The following is a 13,209-nucleotide window of genomic DNA, read 5'->3' on the forward strand; positions in this document are numbered from 1 at the left end:
TGTCGTCAAATCACCCGATACTCCCCTTCAATCACCTCACTTGAACCAAACGCTTGGCTCAGGTGCGTTTCCACCTCTGTCAGTTGCGCTTGACGTTTGCGCAAATGCTCAAGGTTGCCTTCTTGTTCCACTAGAATCTTCTCGAACCCCTTGATCTGCGGTGCAAAGATTTCCATCACCTTGTCGTGGTCTTTGAGCAGTTTCATGGGTTCAGCGAAGTGGCTCTTGACCACTTCGGCAAGGTCATTCTGCAGTTGTTTGAGTTCGGTTTCCGCGCGCTGCTGCTGGGCAACGCTGATGACGTCGGTCAGTACCTGGATGCCCGCGCCGATGGGCCCCGCCCAGCGGCTGATGTTGGCGGCCAGTTTGGTGGCTTCCCAGGGTTTGAACTTGTAGACATATCCGGTGAGGTTCTTGAGGGTTTCACGGGCAAGGAACACGCCGTTCTTAATGCTTTCGACCGGGATCTTCGAGACAGCACTCAACGCCCTGCTAGAGGCAGATAAGGCCGATGCAGTGATGCTGTCGGCAAAGTCCGACGAGCAGTCCAACTGATGTTCGATGCTGGCACTGATGCCATTCATGATGGTCGAGGACTGGTTGAATGCAGTGCTGAACAGGAGGTCGATGCGGAATCGCAACTTCTCTCCGATGTCGTTCTTGGTGAAGCCGATTTCCGCTTCAAGAAAGGCATGAACCTGATCACGCGGCAAGGTGCGAATGCTGTTGAGCAGATCTTTTTCCAGGTTACTGAGCTCCTGGTAAAGATTACCGACGGTGGCCAGGACCTTGCGTTTGCCTTCGTCAATATCTTCCTGAATACGTGCCGAGTCACGACGCTGGTTGGCAGCAAGAAGTTCGAACCTGATCAGTTCATCCTTGGCGACACTGATTTTTTTGCCCAGCACATCACGGACCACATCGATTCCGGTTTTCTTGATCAGGGTTTCACGCCCGCTGCCGTCAAGAACGTGTTGGGTCACTCGTTTAAGCTCGTTGATCCGCGAACGCTGGTCATACAGATCCTTTTGTTCCAGCCAAAACTCCAGACCACGACTGTTGGGGTTGGACGCGACGCAGACCACGTTGACAGCTTTGCGCTCGGCGGGTGTCAGGTCAACAAAACGCTGTAGTTTGTCGAGTAGGTTGGTCTTCTTGATGGTGCTTTGCTGCTGAAATTCTTCAGCGTCGCGCAGGTCGGCCACTTCATCCATCTTATTAATGATGAAGATCGTCGAGCTCAATTTATTGAGGTCACGCAATACCCAGCGGACGATGTCCTGGTGGCTTTCCTTGAGTGGGTTCGTCGCATCGACCACGTAGAAAATCAGATGTGCTTCGGAGATGTAGTTCTTGGTGATGTCGCCGTACTGGATCAGAGCACCGTTTTCCGCGGTTTTTTCCTTGTCACCAAAAAGACCGGGGGTATCGACGATTTCGCAGCGGTCTTGCAGGTTTTCGGGCCGGTAGATCGCGAGCGCGTCCGAAGACTCGTTTGTGTCGATCTTCATGTCCTTCATCACCTGGCCCAACCAGCCGGCAACTACACTGGTCTTGCCATCGGAGAACGCGCCCAGCAGGGCGATGCGCAGCGTATCGGCCTGGACATCACCAATGGCTTTTTTGATCTTGTCGATATCCTGGGCCACGTCCAACCCCAGTTTCTCCAGCTCACCTACCAGGTTCTGGAGGTTGTCGAGCGAGTGAATCACCTCGGTCTTGCTGGCGTTGAACTGCTTAAATTGTTCCATGGGGCTTAGCTTCCACTTGATTTTTCAACGCCTGGATAGAGGCAATTTTTTCGTCGAACAAGGCACCGACGTCAGCCATTTTGCGGCGCTCATCATCCAGCGGGCTCAGGGTTGAGCCTTCAATCTGGGTCTTGATTTGCTCCAGCATGGCCTGGGTATCCCGTTCGAACGTCTTTTCGCTCGCAACGCGTTCTTTCTTGATGGCTTCGGTGATATTGGCTTGTGCTTCGGCGATCTTCTTGTTGCGTCCGCCGAAGAGGTAACTCAACCCTGCGGCAAGGATTCCGACGACACCGCCGATCACGGCGCCAATGATGTTACCCACCCCAGGGAAGAAGAACGTACCGATCGTGAAACCACTCGCGGCATACCCTCCGATACTCAGTAGGAAGCCGCCGAAGTCGGAAAAGTTGAAGTCGATTGCATCCATCGCGCTGGATAGCGAAATTGAACTACTGGCCGCGGTGTTCAAGCGTTGTTGAAAACTAACCCGCTCCGCGTTCTCTTGCAGACGCTTGAGTGCCCGCTCAATATTTTGTGACAGTTGCTGCAGAACCTCTTCCTGGCTCTCTTCCAGACGTTTGGCAAGCTGTTCTTGGCCCGCACTGACGTGTACCTGGATCACCCGCTCTACTTCATCCTTATCACTGAAGTGCTCTTCGACCGCTGCACGTGCGGCACTACTCAGGTCATTGAAAAAAATACCGAGGGCATTGCTGCGGCGTTTGGTGAAGCTGGTTTTCAGCTCTTCAAAACTGAGCCGAATGGATTTCTGACACTCTAGGATTTCCGCACTGATCTTGTCGGAAAATGCCTGGTGCTCATCCCGTTGTTTCTTCAGATCATTCACGGTGTCTTGCAGCAAACGCAGCACTTTGCGCTTGTTGCTTTCAACGATATCAACCTCAAAGTTGGCGCACGCCTGGCCGATGACTTCGTGCAACTGGTCCAACTGGCTGAAACTGCGCATAGCTTGGCGGCTGGAGAAGTCCTGCTGATAGGCTCGTTGCGACTTCAGCAGGTCAGTACGGCTGGGGTGGATACTGGTCAGGCCGCGCTCATCAAATGCTACGCCGGTCAGGCCGAGCAACCCTTGCAGACTCTGGCAACCACTGACCAATTCGGCGCCGAGAATGTCTTCGAGCACCTCGCGGGTCTGCTGGCGGGTTGCGAGTGCGTCCTTGTGGGTACGCTCCAGCGACTCGCGATCGGTGTCGAACTCATAGGAGTCCGCCTTGCCGCGCAGGTTGCAGATGGCGTAAACCTTGGCGTCACGGTTGAGGTAGTGTTTGATCTTTTGGGCCGTCTCGGCCTCCGGTTTCTTGTTGGTACCGTTGACGTAAAACACCAGGTGGGCCTTGGCGATAGCCGCCTGGACCATCTTTTCATACTTGCTTTCGTTACCCTCGATACCGGGAACGTCGATCAGGTGGAAGCTCTTGCCCTGATGGTTGAACTCGTAGATCACATTATCCTGGGTGAAATCCGCACGACCAGTCCCGACGATTTCACCGTCGATCTGTTCGGCACAGCGCTGCAGGCGCTCCAGTTCTTTCTGCTGTTTCAGCAGGGTCGGCAGCCTGTCGCTGACCAACTCGCTCAAGGAATGTTGTTCGCGCATGGTGGTGTCCGGGAGTCGACGAATGAGAAATAAGTGCCGGGCAAAAAGACGCCGACCTTAAAGCAATTGGGCGTAACCCAAGACTCCCGCGATGACACCGAACGCCAAACCCACGGCCAGACCGATCACCAGTTTCACTGTTGCACGCCGCTCTGAAGCAATGCGCGCAACCTCAGCCTGGCGCTGACTTTCGAGCAATTGCGATTGGCTGGCTTGCAACTGAGCACTTTGCTCCGTCAGTTGCTGCTGACTGCGCTGGCAGTCGCTGCGTGCGCCTTGTAACTGCTGACCAACCTGTTGCAGTTCACCCCGGACCTGGCCCAGCATGCTCTGGCTTTCACTCAGGCGCGTTTCGGTGCCTTGCAGCGCTTGGCGCGTGTTATCCAAATCGCTCTGGGCATGATTAAGCCGCTCTTTGCAGAAGGTGTAATCCTGCTGGGTATGCTCGAGTTGCTGGCGGGTGCTTAACAGGTCGCGCTGGGTCTGGTTGACCAGGGCGCCAATGTCGTCCCCCAGCGCGGCAACGTCTTCGCAGAAGCTGACATAACGCGTACTGAGTTCGTCAATAAGCGCGTCGCTTTTCTCCGAGAACACCGCCTGGATATCACTGACGGTGGCCTGGTTTCTTTTGATCAGCGCCTGGCGTTTCTTTTCTTCAAACAGAATGCGCAGGCTTTCAATGATCGTGCTTTTCCCAGCGTTTGTTTCGCCGAAGAAGGCGATGGTGAAGTTGTCCCACTCGGCATGTTTCTCGAGATAGGTAATCTCGGAGTCGAACCGCAACTTCATTTCGCCGAGTTTTTCTTTAACGCTGGCGAGGTGGGCATTGCCCTTGTCGTTACTGACATCAAGCCTGGAAACGTCTTCCAGTGCAGTGGCGATATCACTCGCCACACGCGCATACAGCTTGGAGAAATCCTGAGCCTTACTCATATCGTCCCTTAATAATGTATCCAGGTGTACTACGCTTCAGGTGGCTAAGTTGCATTTTGCCATCATCGGTGTCAAGTTGATCGGCAGTACACTGCAAGATCCAATTAGCGGCGGTCCGGCTAAGACGTTCCCAGCCTACTCTTCCTGCGCAATCACCCCCTGCAAAATCCCCACCTTCGTCTGCAACTGCTTGATATGCGCCTTCTCAGCGCGCAGCGCAGAACGCAACTCCCGGTTCTCAGCCTCATAGATCCGCCCCCAGCGCGCGTTCCGGCGGCAGGTAAGCGCCATTTTCCAGAGTTCACGCAGCCTCAAGTATTGCAGCAGGAGCACCAGCAGGATGCTCCCCAACACTACCAATGCCCCTGTCGACACTGCTTCTGCCATAGTCATGCGTACTTCCTTGCGTATACCCAATTTGTTTAAACGACAGCCACACGATATGTAGCAATAGACGACAGGTCTAGAATGTAGACTTATACAGGTAAAGTATTCGCACACGTCACGAGGGGATGGAACCCATGCATTGCATTGAACAGGTTTGCTGAGACCTGGCACTTCGCCACTGCTTGATCGAGATTGTCGCCCGGCAGGAGGGCCGGCAGACCACGGGGCACTTGATCCAGAGCGTTGGTAGCAAAAGCCGGCAGGCCGCCAACGACATCAATATGCACATCACCGAACATGCGCCTCAAAACCTTACACATGACAAAAAAAATAACCGGCTACGTGCCAAGCAAAACGTTCCAGCCGCTGTTCATCGGTGACGAATCTCAAGCACTTGAGACCGGGGTTTTATGAGTAACGGGGCAAAACGTGGGGCAAGCCGCATCGTGCTATTGCCCTTGACTCTCCCCTATACGGCAGCCCCTACCCTGCAACCCCGTTTCAGGACTCATCCCCATGGCTCAGCGCATTCTGGTCATCCTCGGCCATCCCTCCAGCACCAGTTTCTGTTCGGCACTGGCGGACACCTACATCCAATCGGCCAAAAACGCCGACCATGAAGTACGCGTCCTACGGCTGGGCACGCTGACTTTCGACCCGGTGCTGCATCACGGTTACACCGACATTCAAGCCCTGGAAGCCGATTTGCTCGGTGCCCAGGCAGATATCCTGTGGGCCACCCATTTGGCGTTTGTCTTGCCGATTTGGTGGGGTGGTATTCCGGCGTTGATGAAGGGCTTTATCGATAGAGTTTTCCTACCCGGCTTCGCCTTCAAGTACCGTGCAGGCAAGGCATTTCCCGACAAGCTGCTGCATGGCCGAACCGCACACTTGCTGGTGACGCTCGATACGCCGCCATGGTATTACCGCTGGTTCTACCGCATGCCGGGTATTCATCAGATGCGCAAGACGACGCTGGCGTTTTGCGGCATAACGGTGACCAAGACCTTGTTGCTCGGGCCGGTGCTGGGTTCCACGCCCGCGCAACGCGCTCGTTGGCTGACGCGGGCCGGCGGATTATTTGGAAAAGGGCGTTTTCATGTTCATCGGCAAAGCGGCGCAACTGTCGGGCACGACCATCAAGGCGATTCGTCACTATGAAGCGATCGGCCTGCTTCCCAGCCCGCAGAGAGCGGGGCGGTATCGGGTCTATTCGGCGCAGAGTGTCGAGCTGCTGATGTTGATCAAGTGTGCTCAGCAACTGGGTTTCAAGCTCAAGGAGTTACAGGCCATTTTGCACGGGCACCAGGGCGACGCGCTGCCCTGGGCGCGCGCGAGCCAGGCGATTGCCCGCAAGCAGGAGGAGCTGGCGCTGCAGATGGCGGCACTGCAGAAGATGCAGGCCGGGCTGGTCGAGTTTGACGCGATGCTTAAACACTCAAACCAGAATTGCACTATAAGTACAAATTAGACAATAAATACAAAACAGGTTAGTGTCGCGCTTTCGTCCCGTTGATATTCAGGAGCGCGCCATGACCACACTCTCGGACTTCAAGCTTAAAACCTGCGTTCCCCTGCAGGAGCGTGCGTGATGAGCGCGGTGCCACTGGCGGTTTACGAACTCAGTGCATTGCGCGCCACGCTGTCGCGCCAAGACATGCTGCACGCGGTGGAACAGGCATTGATCAGTCACGCCGACGGCCGCATCGTGGCCCCGCCGCCGGGGGTGTTGTTGTTTGAAAACCCGCCGGGGGACTGTCATATCAAGTCCGGCTACGCGAAAGACGGTTCGGTGTTTGTGGTCAAGCTGGCCATGGGCTTTTATGAGAATCCTTCCCGCGGCCTGGAGACCAATAATGGCCTGGTGCTGGTGTTCGATTCTCACACCGGCAAGACCCGCGCCATCCTCAACGACGAAGGCTGGCTGACCAGTTGCCGCACTGCCGCCGCCGGTGCCTTGGCCGCACGGGCCGGGGCGCCCGCACGGGTGAGCGCGTTAGGCATTCTCGGCAGCGGGCATCAGGCGCAACTGCAGGCGCGCTGGGCCTGCGAACTGCTCGGAATCGAGCGTGTGGTGATCTGGGGACGCGCTCCCGAGCGGGCACAACACCTCGCCAACGCGCTGCAGCAAGCTGGGTTGAAAGCCCAAGCAGCCGACAGCGTTGAGGCTGTTTTCGCACAGTGCAATCTGGTGATTACCTGCACGCCGTCGACCCAGGCAATCGTACCGGCCGACGTGGTGCGTAAAGGCACTCATATTGTCGCCCTGGGCGCAGACAGCCCAGGCAAACAGGAACTGGACCCGTTGCTGCTGCAGAGGGCACGGGTGCTCATGACCGATGACCGGGCCCAATGCCTGGACCATGGCGAAATGAGCCACGCAGTACGGGCCCATTTGATCAGCGACCAGGCCGACGTTTCCCTCGGCCATGTGCTGGCCGGTAAGGCACGCGGGCGTTTCCGCGACGATGACCTGACCATCGCCGACCTGACCGGCCTGGCCGCTCAGGACATCGCACTGGCGACCCTCGCGGTGCAGCGCATGCAGGCCGTGGACTGACAACTGTTCGGACGCCTGCGTACAATCACCGTTCCTTTTTCCAGTGCCCGGTTAACCCATGGTCGATATCGCATTCATCAAGGCAACCGCCGACGGCATCGCCGCCCTGCTCTATCCGGACCTGGAAGCCGTGGTACACGACCTGCACACCGGGCGTATTGCCCACATCGCCAATGGCTTTTCCCGACGTCAGGTCGGGGATGAATCGCTGATCACTGACCTGGCTGAGTTGGCTGCCGGACCCGACACCGTCGGGCCGTATGAAAAGACCGGGATCAACAGCCGTCAGTTGCGTTCGATCTCCCTCGTCGCCCGTGCCGCCAACGGTGAACCCTGCGCCTTGCTGTGCCTGAACTTCGATGTGACCGCCCTGGCCCAAGTGCAGAAACTGATCAGCGGCTTTGCCGTAGGCCAGCAGTCCCAGGGGCGCCCAGAATCGCTGTTCAGCGGCGATTGGCGGGAAAAACTCAATGAGATCATCGAAACCCTCGCCGCCGAAAATCATTTGAAACCCGCCGATTTCGGCCGTGGCGAAATCATCCAGGTGCTGGTGCAGGCGCGGGAACACGGCTTGCTGGATGTGCGTAACTTTGTCGACTACGTCGGCGACTACTTCAAGATTTCCCGGGCCAGTGTGTATAACTATTTGCGCGCCGCGGCGGCGCAGTAACAGGCGACCGCGCAATCGGCTCAGTCGCCCCGTTCATTTGCCCCCATCCCCCATGTCTGCTAGTGTCGCGCCGGTTTACCGTCTACCGGAATAGCCGCCATGGCCCGCAAAAAAGTTGCACTCGATTTCGAACAATCCCTCGCCGACCTGCAAACCCTGGTCGAGCGTCTGGAGAACGGCGAGTTGTCGCTGGAAGACTCGCTGACGGCGTTTGAACAAGGCATCGGCCTGACCCGCGACTGCCAGAGCGCGTTGGCGCAGGCGGAGCAGAAGGTCCAGGTGTTGCTCGAACGCGACGGGGAGTTGGCCGAAGAACCTTTCGATGCGGAACAGCCCGAATGATCGACGCGTATCAGGCCAGTAGCCAAGCCCGGGTCAATGCGGCGCTGGAGCCCTTGTTTGTTGCGCCAAGCCCGGAAATGAAACGGCTCTACGAGGCCATGCGCTACAGCGTGATGAATGGCGGCAAGCGGGTGCGCCCGTTGCTGGCCTATGCGGCATGCGAAGCCCTCGGCGCGCCTGCCGAACAGGCCAACGGCGCGGCCTGCGCGGTGGAGTTGATTCACGCCTATTCCCTGGTGCATGACGATTTGCCGGCGATGGACGACGATGACCTGCGTCGCGGCCAGCCGACCACCCATAAAGCCTTTGACGAAGCCTGCGCGATCCTCGCCGGCGATGGCCTGCAAAGCCTGGCGTTCAGCGCATTGCTCGACCCGAGTTTGAGCAGCGTGAATGCCGAGATCCGCTTGCGCATGGTCACCACCCTGGCGGTCGCCGCAGGCCCCGCCGGGATGGTCGGTGGCCAGGCCATCGATCTCGGCTCGGTGGGCCAGAAGCTCGATCAACAGGCCCTCGAACACATGCATCGGCACAAGACCGGCGCCCTGATCGAAGCCGCCGTCCACCTGGGCGCACTGGCCAGTGGGCGTGCCGAAGCCGCGCAATTGGCGGCTTTGCAGGTTTACTCCGGGGCCATCGGCCTGGCGTTCCAGGTGCAGGACGACATTCTCGACGTAGAAAGTGACACCGCCACCCTGGGCAAACGTCAGGGCGCCGATATCGCACGGGACAAACCGACTTATCCTGCGCTGCTCGGGCTGGATGCCGCCAAGGCCTATGCCCTGGAACTGCGCGACCAGGCCCTGGCCGCCCTGCGACCTTTCGACGCAGCAGCCGAGCCCCTGCGAGACCTGGCGCGGTACATCGTCGAACGTCGTCACTGATAACCGCGGCCATTACAGCCACATATCGGTCAAGTTCGGTGCTCTGCGTGGGCAGTTTGCGATGCTTGAGGTAAACTGCCGCCTCTTCTATACCTATAACGATTCGCCTGATGCCCACGACGTTTCAAGAGATTCCCCGCAAACGCCCGTCCACGCCTCTGCTCGACCGTGCTGTCACGCCGGACGGCCTGCGTCGTCTGGGTGAAGCCGAGCTGGTAACCCTGGCCGATGAATTGCGCCTGGAATTGCTCTACACGGTCGGCCAGACCGGTGGGCATTTCGGTGCCGGCCTGGGCGTCATCGAGCTGACCATCGCGCTGCATTACGTGTTCGACACCCCGGACGACCGGCTGGTGTGGGACGTAGGCCATCAGGCGTATCCGCATAAAATCCTCACCGGCCGTCGCGAGCGCATGAGCACCCTGCGCCAGAAGGACGGCATCGCCGCCTTCCCGCGTCGCTCGGAGAGCGAGTACGACACCTTTGGCGTCGGCCACTCCAGCACCTCGATCAGTGCCGCGCTGGGCATGGCGATTGCCTCGCGCCTGCAAGGCAGCGATCGCAAGGCGATTGCGGTGATCGGTGACGGCGCGCTGACCGCCGGCATGGCTTTCGAAGCGCTGAACCATGCGCCGGAAGTGGACGCCAACATGCTGGTGATCCTCAACGACAACGACATGTCGATCTCGCGCAATGTCGGCGGCCTGTCCAACTACCTGGCGAAGATCCTTTCCAGCCGGACCTACGCCAGCATGCGCGAAGGCAGTAAGAAAGTGCTGTCGCGCTTGCCCGGCGCGTGGGAAATTGCCCGCCGCACCGAAGAATATGCCAAAGGCATGCTGGTGCCCGGCACGCTGTTCGAAGAGCTGGGCTGGAACTACATCGGCCCCATCGACGGCCACGACCTGCCGACCCTGATCGCCACGCTGCGCAACATGCGTGACCTCAAAGGCCCGCAGTTCCTGCACATCGTCACCAAGAAAGGCAAAGGCTTCGCCCCGGCGGAAGTCGACCCGATCGGTTACCACGCGATCACCAAGCTCGACCCCCTCGACGCCCCCGCCGCCGCGCCGAAAAAAGCCAGCGGGCCAAAGTACTCCGGTGTGTTCGGCGAATGGCTGTGCGACATGGCCGCCGCCGACCCGCGCCTGGTGGGAATTACCCCGGCGATGAAGGAAGGTTCCGACCTGGTGGCGTTCAGCGAGCGTTTCCCGCTGCGCTACTTCGACGTCGCCATCGCCGAGCAGCACGCGGTGACATTCGCCGCAGGCATGGCCTGCGAAGGCGCCAAGCCGGTGGTGGCGATCTACTCCACCTTCCTGCAGCGCGCTTATGACCAGTTGGTGCATGACGTCGCGGTGCAGCACCTCGACGTGCTGTTCGCCATCGACCGCGCCGGCCTGGTCGGCGAAGACGGCCCGACCCACGCCGGCAGCTTCGACCTGTCCTACCTGCGTTGCATCCCCGGCATGCTGGTGATGACGCCGAGCGACGAAAACGAACTGCGCAAGATGCTCAGCACCGGCCACCTCTACAACGGCCCGGCCGCCGTGCGCTACCCGCGCGGCACCGGCCCGAACGCGGTGATCGAAAAAGACCTGGCGCCGATCGAAATCGGCAAGGGCGTTGTGCGACGTCAAGGCAGCAAGACCGCGTTCCTGGTGTTCGGCGTGCAACTGGCCGAAGCGCTGAAAGTCGCCGAGAAGATCGACGCCACCGTGGTCGACATGCGTTTCGTCAAACCGCTGGATGAAGCGCTGGTGCGCGAGATCGCCGCCGGCCATGAACTGCTGGTGACGGTCGAAGAAAATGCCATCATGGGCGGTGCCGGTGCGGCGGTCAGCGAGTTCCTGGCGCGCGAGAACATCCTCAAGTCGGTGCTGCACCTGGGCTTGCCGGATGTGTACGTCGAACACGCCAAGCCGGCGCAGATGCTCGCCGAGTGCGGGCTCGACGAGGCGGGTATCGAGGCGTCGGTCCGCGAACGCATGACACTCCTGGGTTTATAACCCCCCGAGACTTCTGTAGGAGCGAGCTTGCTCGCGAAAAACGTCAACGATGACGCATGCACTCTGTATGCACGCGGCGTCCTCAGGTTTTTCGCGAGCAAGCTCGCTCCTACAAAAAGCTATGGACCGCTCTATGAATCACCTGCGCCTTGCCCTGCCCTTGCTTCTTCTGCCAGCCCACGACCTGCTCGCCGACAGCCGCGACGCTGCGCTGAAACTCCCCGACGTGGTCATCAGCGCCAACCGCCAGGTCCAGGCGCGCAACGACAGCAGCGCCGCCAACACCGTCTTCACCCGCGACGACATCGACCGCCTGCAACCCACCAGCCTGACCGACCTGCTCAGCCGCGTGCCCGGCGTGCAAGTGGCGCCCACCGGCGGCCGTGGCAGTTTGCCGGGCATCTACCTGCGCGGCACCAAGTCCGCGCAAAGCCTGGTGCTGGTGGACGGCCAGCGCATCGCCAACGCCACCTCCGGCGACAGCGGCCTGCAATACCTGAATGTGGACCAGATCGAGCGCGTCGAAGTGCTGCGCGGCTCGCGCTCGGTGATCTACGGCAGCGATGCGATTGGCGGGGTGATCCAGGTGTTTACCCGGCGCAACGCCGAACAGGGCCTGCAACCGCGCCTGCGGCTGGGCTTCGGCAGCCACCAGAGCTGGGAGCGCAGCTTCGGGCTGTCCGGCGGCGACGAACACACGCGCTTCAACCTGGGCGCGAGCCTGGATGAAAGCGCCGGCATCAACTCGACACACACCTCGTTTCCCAGCGATGGCGACCATGATGCCTACCGCAACCAGTCCGTCAGCCTGAACCTCAGCCACAGTTTCAGTGACGCGTTGGAAGCCGGTTTCAACCTGCTGGATAGCCGCGGCAAGTCGGAGTACGACAACAGCTTCGGCCGCTACGACGTCGCCACCGGGCAAAGCGTCGGCCAGAAACCCTACACCGACTACGCCGTGAGCAGCGCCAGCGGCTATGCCGACGCCCGCCTCAGCGAACGCTGGCAATCGCGCATGGAGCTGGGCCACAGCGAGAACCGCGACACCAAGCGCGACACCCTCAGCGATGACTTCAGCGTATTCAACACCTACCGCGACTCGGTCAACTGGCAGAACGACCTGACCCTGAATGAGCGCAACAGCCTGATCCTCGGCGGCGACTGGTACGAAGACCGCTTCCACGGCTCCACCACGTTTACCGAAAACAGCCGCTGGAACCGCGCCGCCTTTGTCCAGCATCGTTTCCGCAGCGAGTGGTTTTCCACCGAACTGGGCCTGCGCCATGACCAGAACCAACAGTTTGGCAGCCAGAACAGCTGGAGCGGCACCCTCACCGTGCCGATCAACCCCGACAACGATGTGCTGCTCAGCTACAGCGAAGGCTTCCGCGCGCCGACCTTCAATGACCTCTATTACCCGGACACGCAGTACAGCAACCCGAATCTTCAGCCCGAGACCTCCAAGAGTTACGAACTGCAATGGCGCAGCCAGCTCGGCGACCACACGCGCCTGGAAACCTCGCTGTACCGCACCGACTTGAGCGACGCGATCATTCTCGACGGCGGCAAACCGCAGAACGTCGCAGCGGCGCGGATCAATGGTTTTGAAGCCGCGCTCAAGCACGAGCTGTTCGGCTGGCAGGGCAACCTGGGCGTTTCGCTGATCGACCCGCGCGACCGCGACAGCGGCCACACCCTCGCCCGCCGTGCGCGGCGCACCCTGAACCTGGACCTGGATCGGCAATTCGATCAACTCGGCGTCGGTGCGAGCTGGCAGGCGATCAGCAGCAGCTACGACGACGAAGCCAATCGCAATCGCCTGGGCGGTTATGCCTTGCTCGGGCTGCGCAGCAGTTGGGCGCTCAGCCGGGAAGTGGCGCTGTCGCTGAAAGTCGATAATGTGCTGGACAAGACTTACGCTCGGGCACGTTACAGCTATGACGATCCGGCGTTCCTGAACAATCAGGACTATCGGGAAGAAGGTCGGGTGTGGAGGGTTGGCGTGACTTGGACGCCGACGCTCTGATAGAAACGTCGGCGTGCCTGCGATTG

12 protein-coding genes and 1 pseudogene are annotated in these 13,209 nt (G+C 59.5%); 9 read left to right on the top strand and 4 right to left on the bottom strand.

The features are described 5' to 3' along the window. Nucleotides 1–5: 5 nt before the first annotated feature. From MOQ67_RS28205 to MOQ67_RS28220, 4 genes are all read right to left on the bottom strand, one after another. Nucleotides 6–1,751, bottom strand: coding sequence for a LeoA/HP0731 family dynamin-like GTPase (locus tag MOQ67_RS28205; RefSeq protein ID WP_046482512.1), 1,746 nt, complete (start codon nt 1,749–1,751; stop codon nt 6–8). Further along, nucleotides 1,738–3,372, bottom strand: a complete 1,635-nt coding sequence (locus tag MOQ67_RS28210) for a GTPase (RefSeq protein WP_046482514.1) — start codon at nt 3,370–3,372, stop codon at nt 1,738–1,740. The genes MOQ67_RS28205 and MOQ67_RS28210 overlap by 14 nt, the downstream gene beginning before the upstream one ends. Before the next feature lie 57 nt (nt 3,373–3,429). After that, nucleotides 3,430–4,305 (bottom strand): DUF745 domain-containing protein, encoded by an 876-nt coding sequence (locus MOQ67_RS28215; protein WP_046482516.1) that lies wholly within the window; start codon nt 4,303–4,305, stop codon nt 3,430–3,432. A gap of 135 nt (nt 4,306–4,440) precedes the next feature. Next, entirely contained in the window at nt 4,441–4,698 is a 258-nt protein-coding gene (locus tag MOQ67_RS28220; protein WP_017849563.1) for a hypothetical protein, read from the bottom strand. Between the two features lie 158 nt (nt 4,699–4,856). On the opposite strand from MOQ67_RS28220, the pseudogene MOQ67_RS28225 reads away from it, so the two are divergent. The 9 genes and pseudogenes from MOQ67_RS28225 to MOQ67_RS28265 form a co-directional block, all read left to right on the top strand. Continuing rightward, nucleotides 4,857–5,085 (top strand): annotated as a pseudogene (locus tag MOQ67_RS28225) (WYL domain-containing protein); the annotation flags it as partial. A 123-nt stretch (nt 5,086–5,208) separates the two neighbouring features. Next, nucleotides 5,209–5,853, top strand: coding sequence for an NAD(P)H-dependent oxidoreductase (locus MOQ67_RS28230; protein ID WP_104904372.1), 645 nt, complete (start codon nt 5,209–5,211; stop codon nt 5,851–5,853). Next, nucleotides 5,792–6,163: a MerR family transcriptional regulator gene (locus MOQ67_RS28235; RefSeq protein WP_057005484.1), complete on the top strand. Its 372-nt coding sequence runs from the start codon at nt 5,792–5,794 to the stop codon at nt 6,161–6,163. Before MOQ67_RS28230 ends, MOQ67_RS28235 begins: the two co-directional genes overlap by 62 nt. Nucleotides 6,164–6,283: 120 nt before the next feature. Then, nucleotides 6,284–7,252, top strand: coding sequence for an ornithine cyclodeaminase (locus MOQ67_RS28240; protein WP_102616997.1), 969 nt, complete (start codon nt 6,284–6,286; stop codon nt 7,250–7,252). Between the two features lie 58 nt (nt 7,253–7,310). Next, on the top strand, nt 7,311–7,922 hold the full coding sequence (locus MOQ67_RS28245) for a helix-turn-helix transcriptional regulator (RefSeq protein WP_126589118.1): 612 nt from the start codon (nt 7,311–7,313) through the stop codon (nt 7,920–7,922). A gap of 99 nt (nt 7,923–8,021) precedes the next feature. Next, the gene (locus MOQ67_RS28250; RefSeq protein WP_003176346.1) at nt 8,022–8,264 is read left to right on the top strand and encodes an exodeoxyribonuclease VII small subunit; all 243 of its coding nucleotides are present in this window, start codon (nt 8,022–8,024) and stop codon (nt 8,262–8,264) included. Next, the gene (gene ispA, locus MOQ67_RS28255) at nt 8,261–9,148 is read left to right on the top strand and encodes a (2E,6E)-farnesyl diphosphate synthase (RefSeq protein ID WP_017849569.1); all 888 of its coding nucleotides are present in this window, start codon (nt 8,261–8,263) and stop codon (nt 9,146–9,148) included. Before MOQ67_RS28250 ends, ispA begins: the two co-directional genes overlap by 4 nt. Before the next feature lie 110 nt (nt 9,149–9,258). After that, on the top strand, nt 9,259–11,157 hold the full coding sequence (dxs, locus tag MOQ67_RS28260) for a 1-deoxy-D-xylulose-5-phosphate synthase (protein WP_017849570.1): 1,899 nt from the start codon (nt 9,259–9,261) through the stop codon (nt 11,155–11,157). Between the two features lie 133 nt (nt 11,158–11,290). Next, entirely contained in the window at nt 11,291–13,183 is a 1,893-nt protein-coding gene (locus MOQ67_RS28265) for a TonB-dependent receptor domain-containing protein (RefSeq protein ID WP_126589119.1), read from the top strand. Nucleotides 13,184–13,209 lie beyond the last annotated feature (26 nt).

This window comes from Pseudomonas sp. LY-1 (genome assembly GCF_053502595.1).

Bases quoted from the DNA above. Each gene is read 5' to 3' on its own strand.
- MOQ67_RS28250 (WP_003176346.1), top strand. From the start codon at position 8,022: ATGGCCCGCAAAAAAGTTGCACTCGATTTCGAACAATCCCTCGCCGAC.
- ispA (WP_017849569.1), top strand. From the start codon at position 8,261: ATGATCGACGCGTATCAGGCCAGTAGCCAAGCCCGGGTCAATGCGGCG.
- MOQ67_RS28245 (WP_126589118.1), top strand. From the start codon at position 7,311: ATGGTCGATATCGCATTCATCAAGGCAACCGCCGACGGCATCGCCGCC.
- dxs (WP_017849570.1), top strand. From the start codon at position 9,259: ATGCCCACGACGTTTCAAGAGATTCCCCGCAAACGCCCGTCCACGCCT.
- MOQ67_RS28220 (WP_017849563.1), bottom strand. From the start codon at position 4,698: ATGACTATGGCAGAAGCAGTGTCGACAGGGGCATTGGTAGTGTTGGGG.
- MOQ67_RS28205 (WP_046482512.1), bottom strand. From the start codon at position 1,751: ATGGAACAATTTAAGCAGTTCAACGCCAGCAAGACCGAGGTGATTCAC.
- MOQ67_RS28265 (WP_126589119.1), top strand. From the start codon at position 11,291: ATGAATCACCTGCGCCTTGCCCTGCCCTTGCTTCTTCTGCCAGCCCAC.
- MOQ67_RS28240 (WP_102616997.1), top strand. From the start codon at position 6,284: ATGAGCGCGGTGCCACTGGCGGTTTACGAACTCAGTGCATTGCGCGCC.
- MOQ67_RS28235 (WP_057005484.1), top strand. From the start codon at position 5,792: ATGTTCATCGGCAAAGCGGCGCAACTGTCGGGCACGACCATCAAGGCG.
- MOQ67_RS28230 (WP_104904372.1), top strand. From the start codon at position 5,209: ATGGCTCAGCGCATTCTGGTCATCCTCGGCCATCCCTCCAGCACCAGT.
- MOQ67_RS28215 (WP_046482516.1), bottom strand. From the start codon at position 4,305: ATGAGTAAGGCTCAGGATTTCTCCAAGCTGTATGCGCGTGTGGCGAGT.
- MOQ67_RS28210 (WP_046482514.1), bottom strand. From the start codon at position 3,372: ATGCGCGAACAACATTCCTTGAGCGAGTTGGTCAGCGACAGGCTGCCG.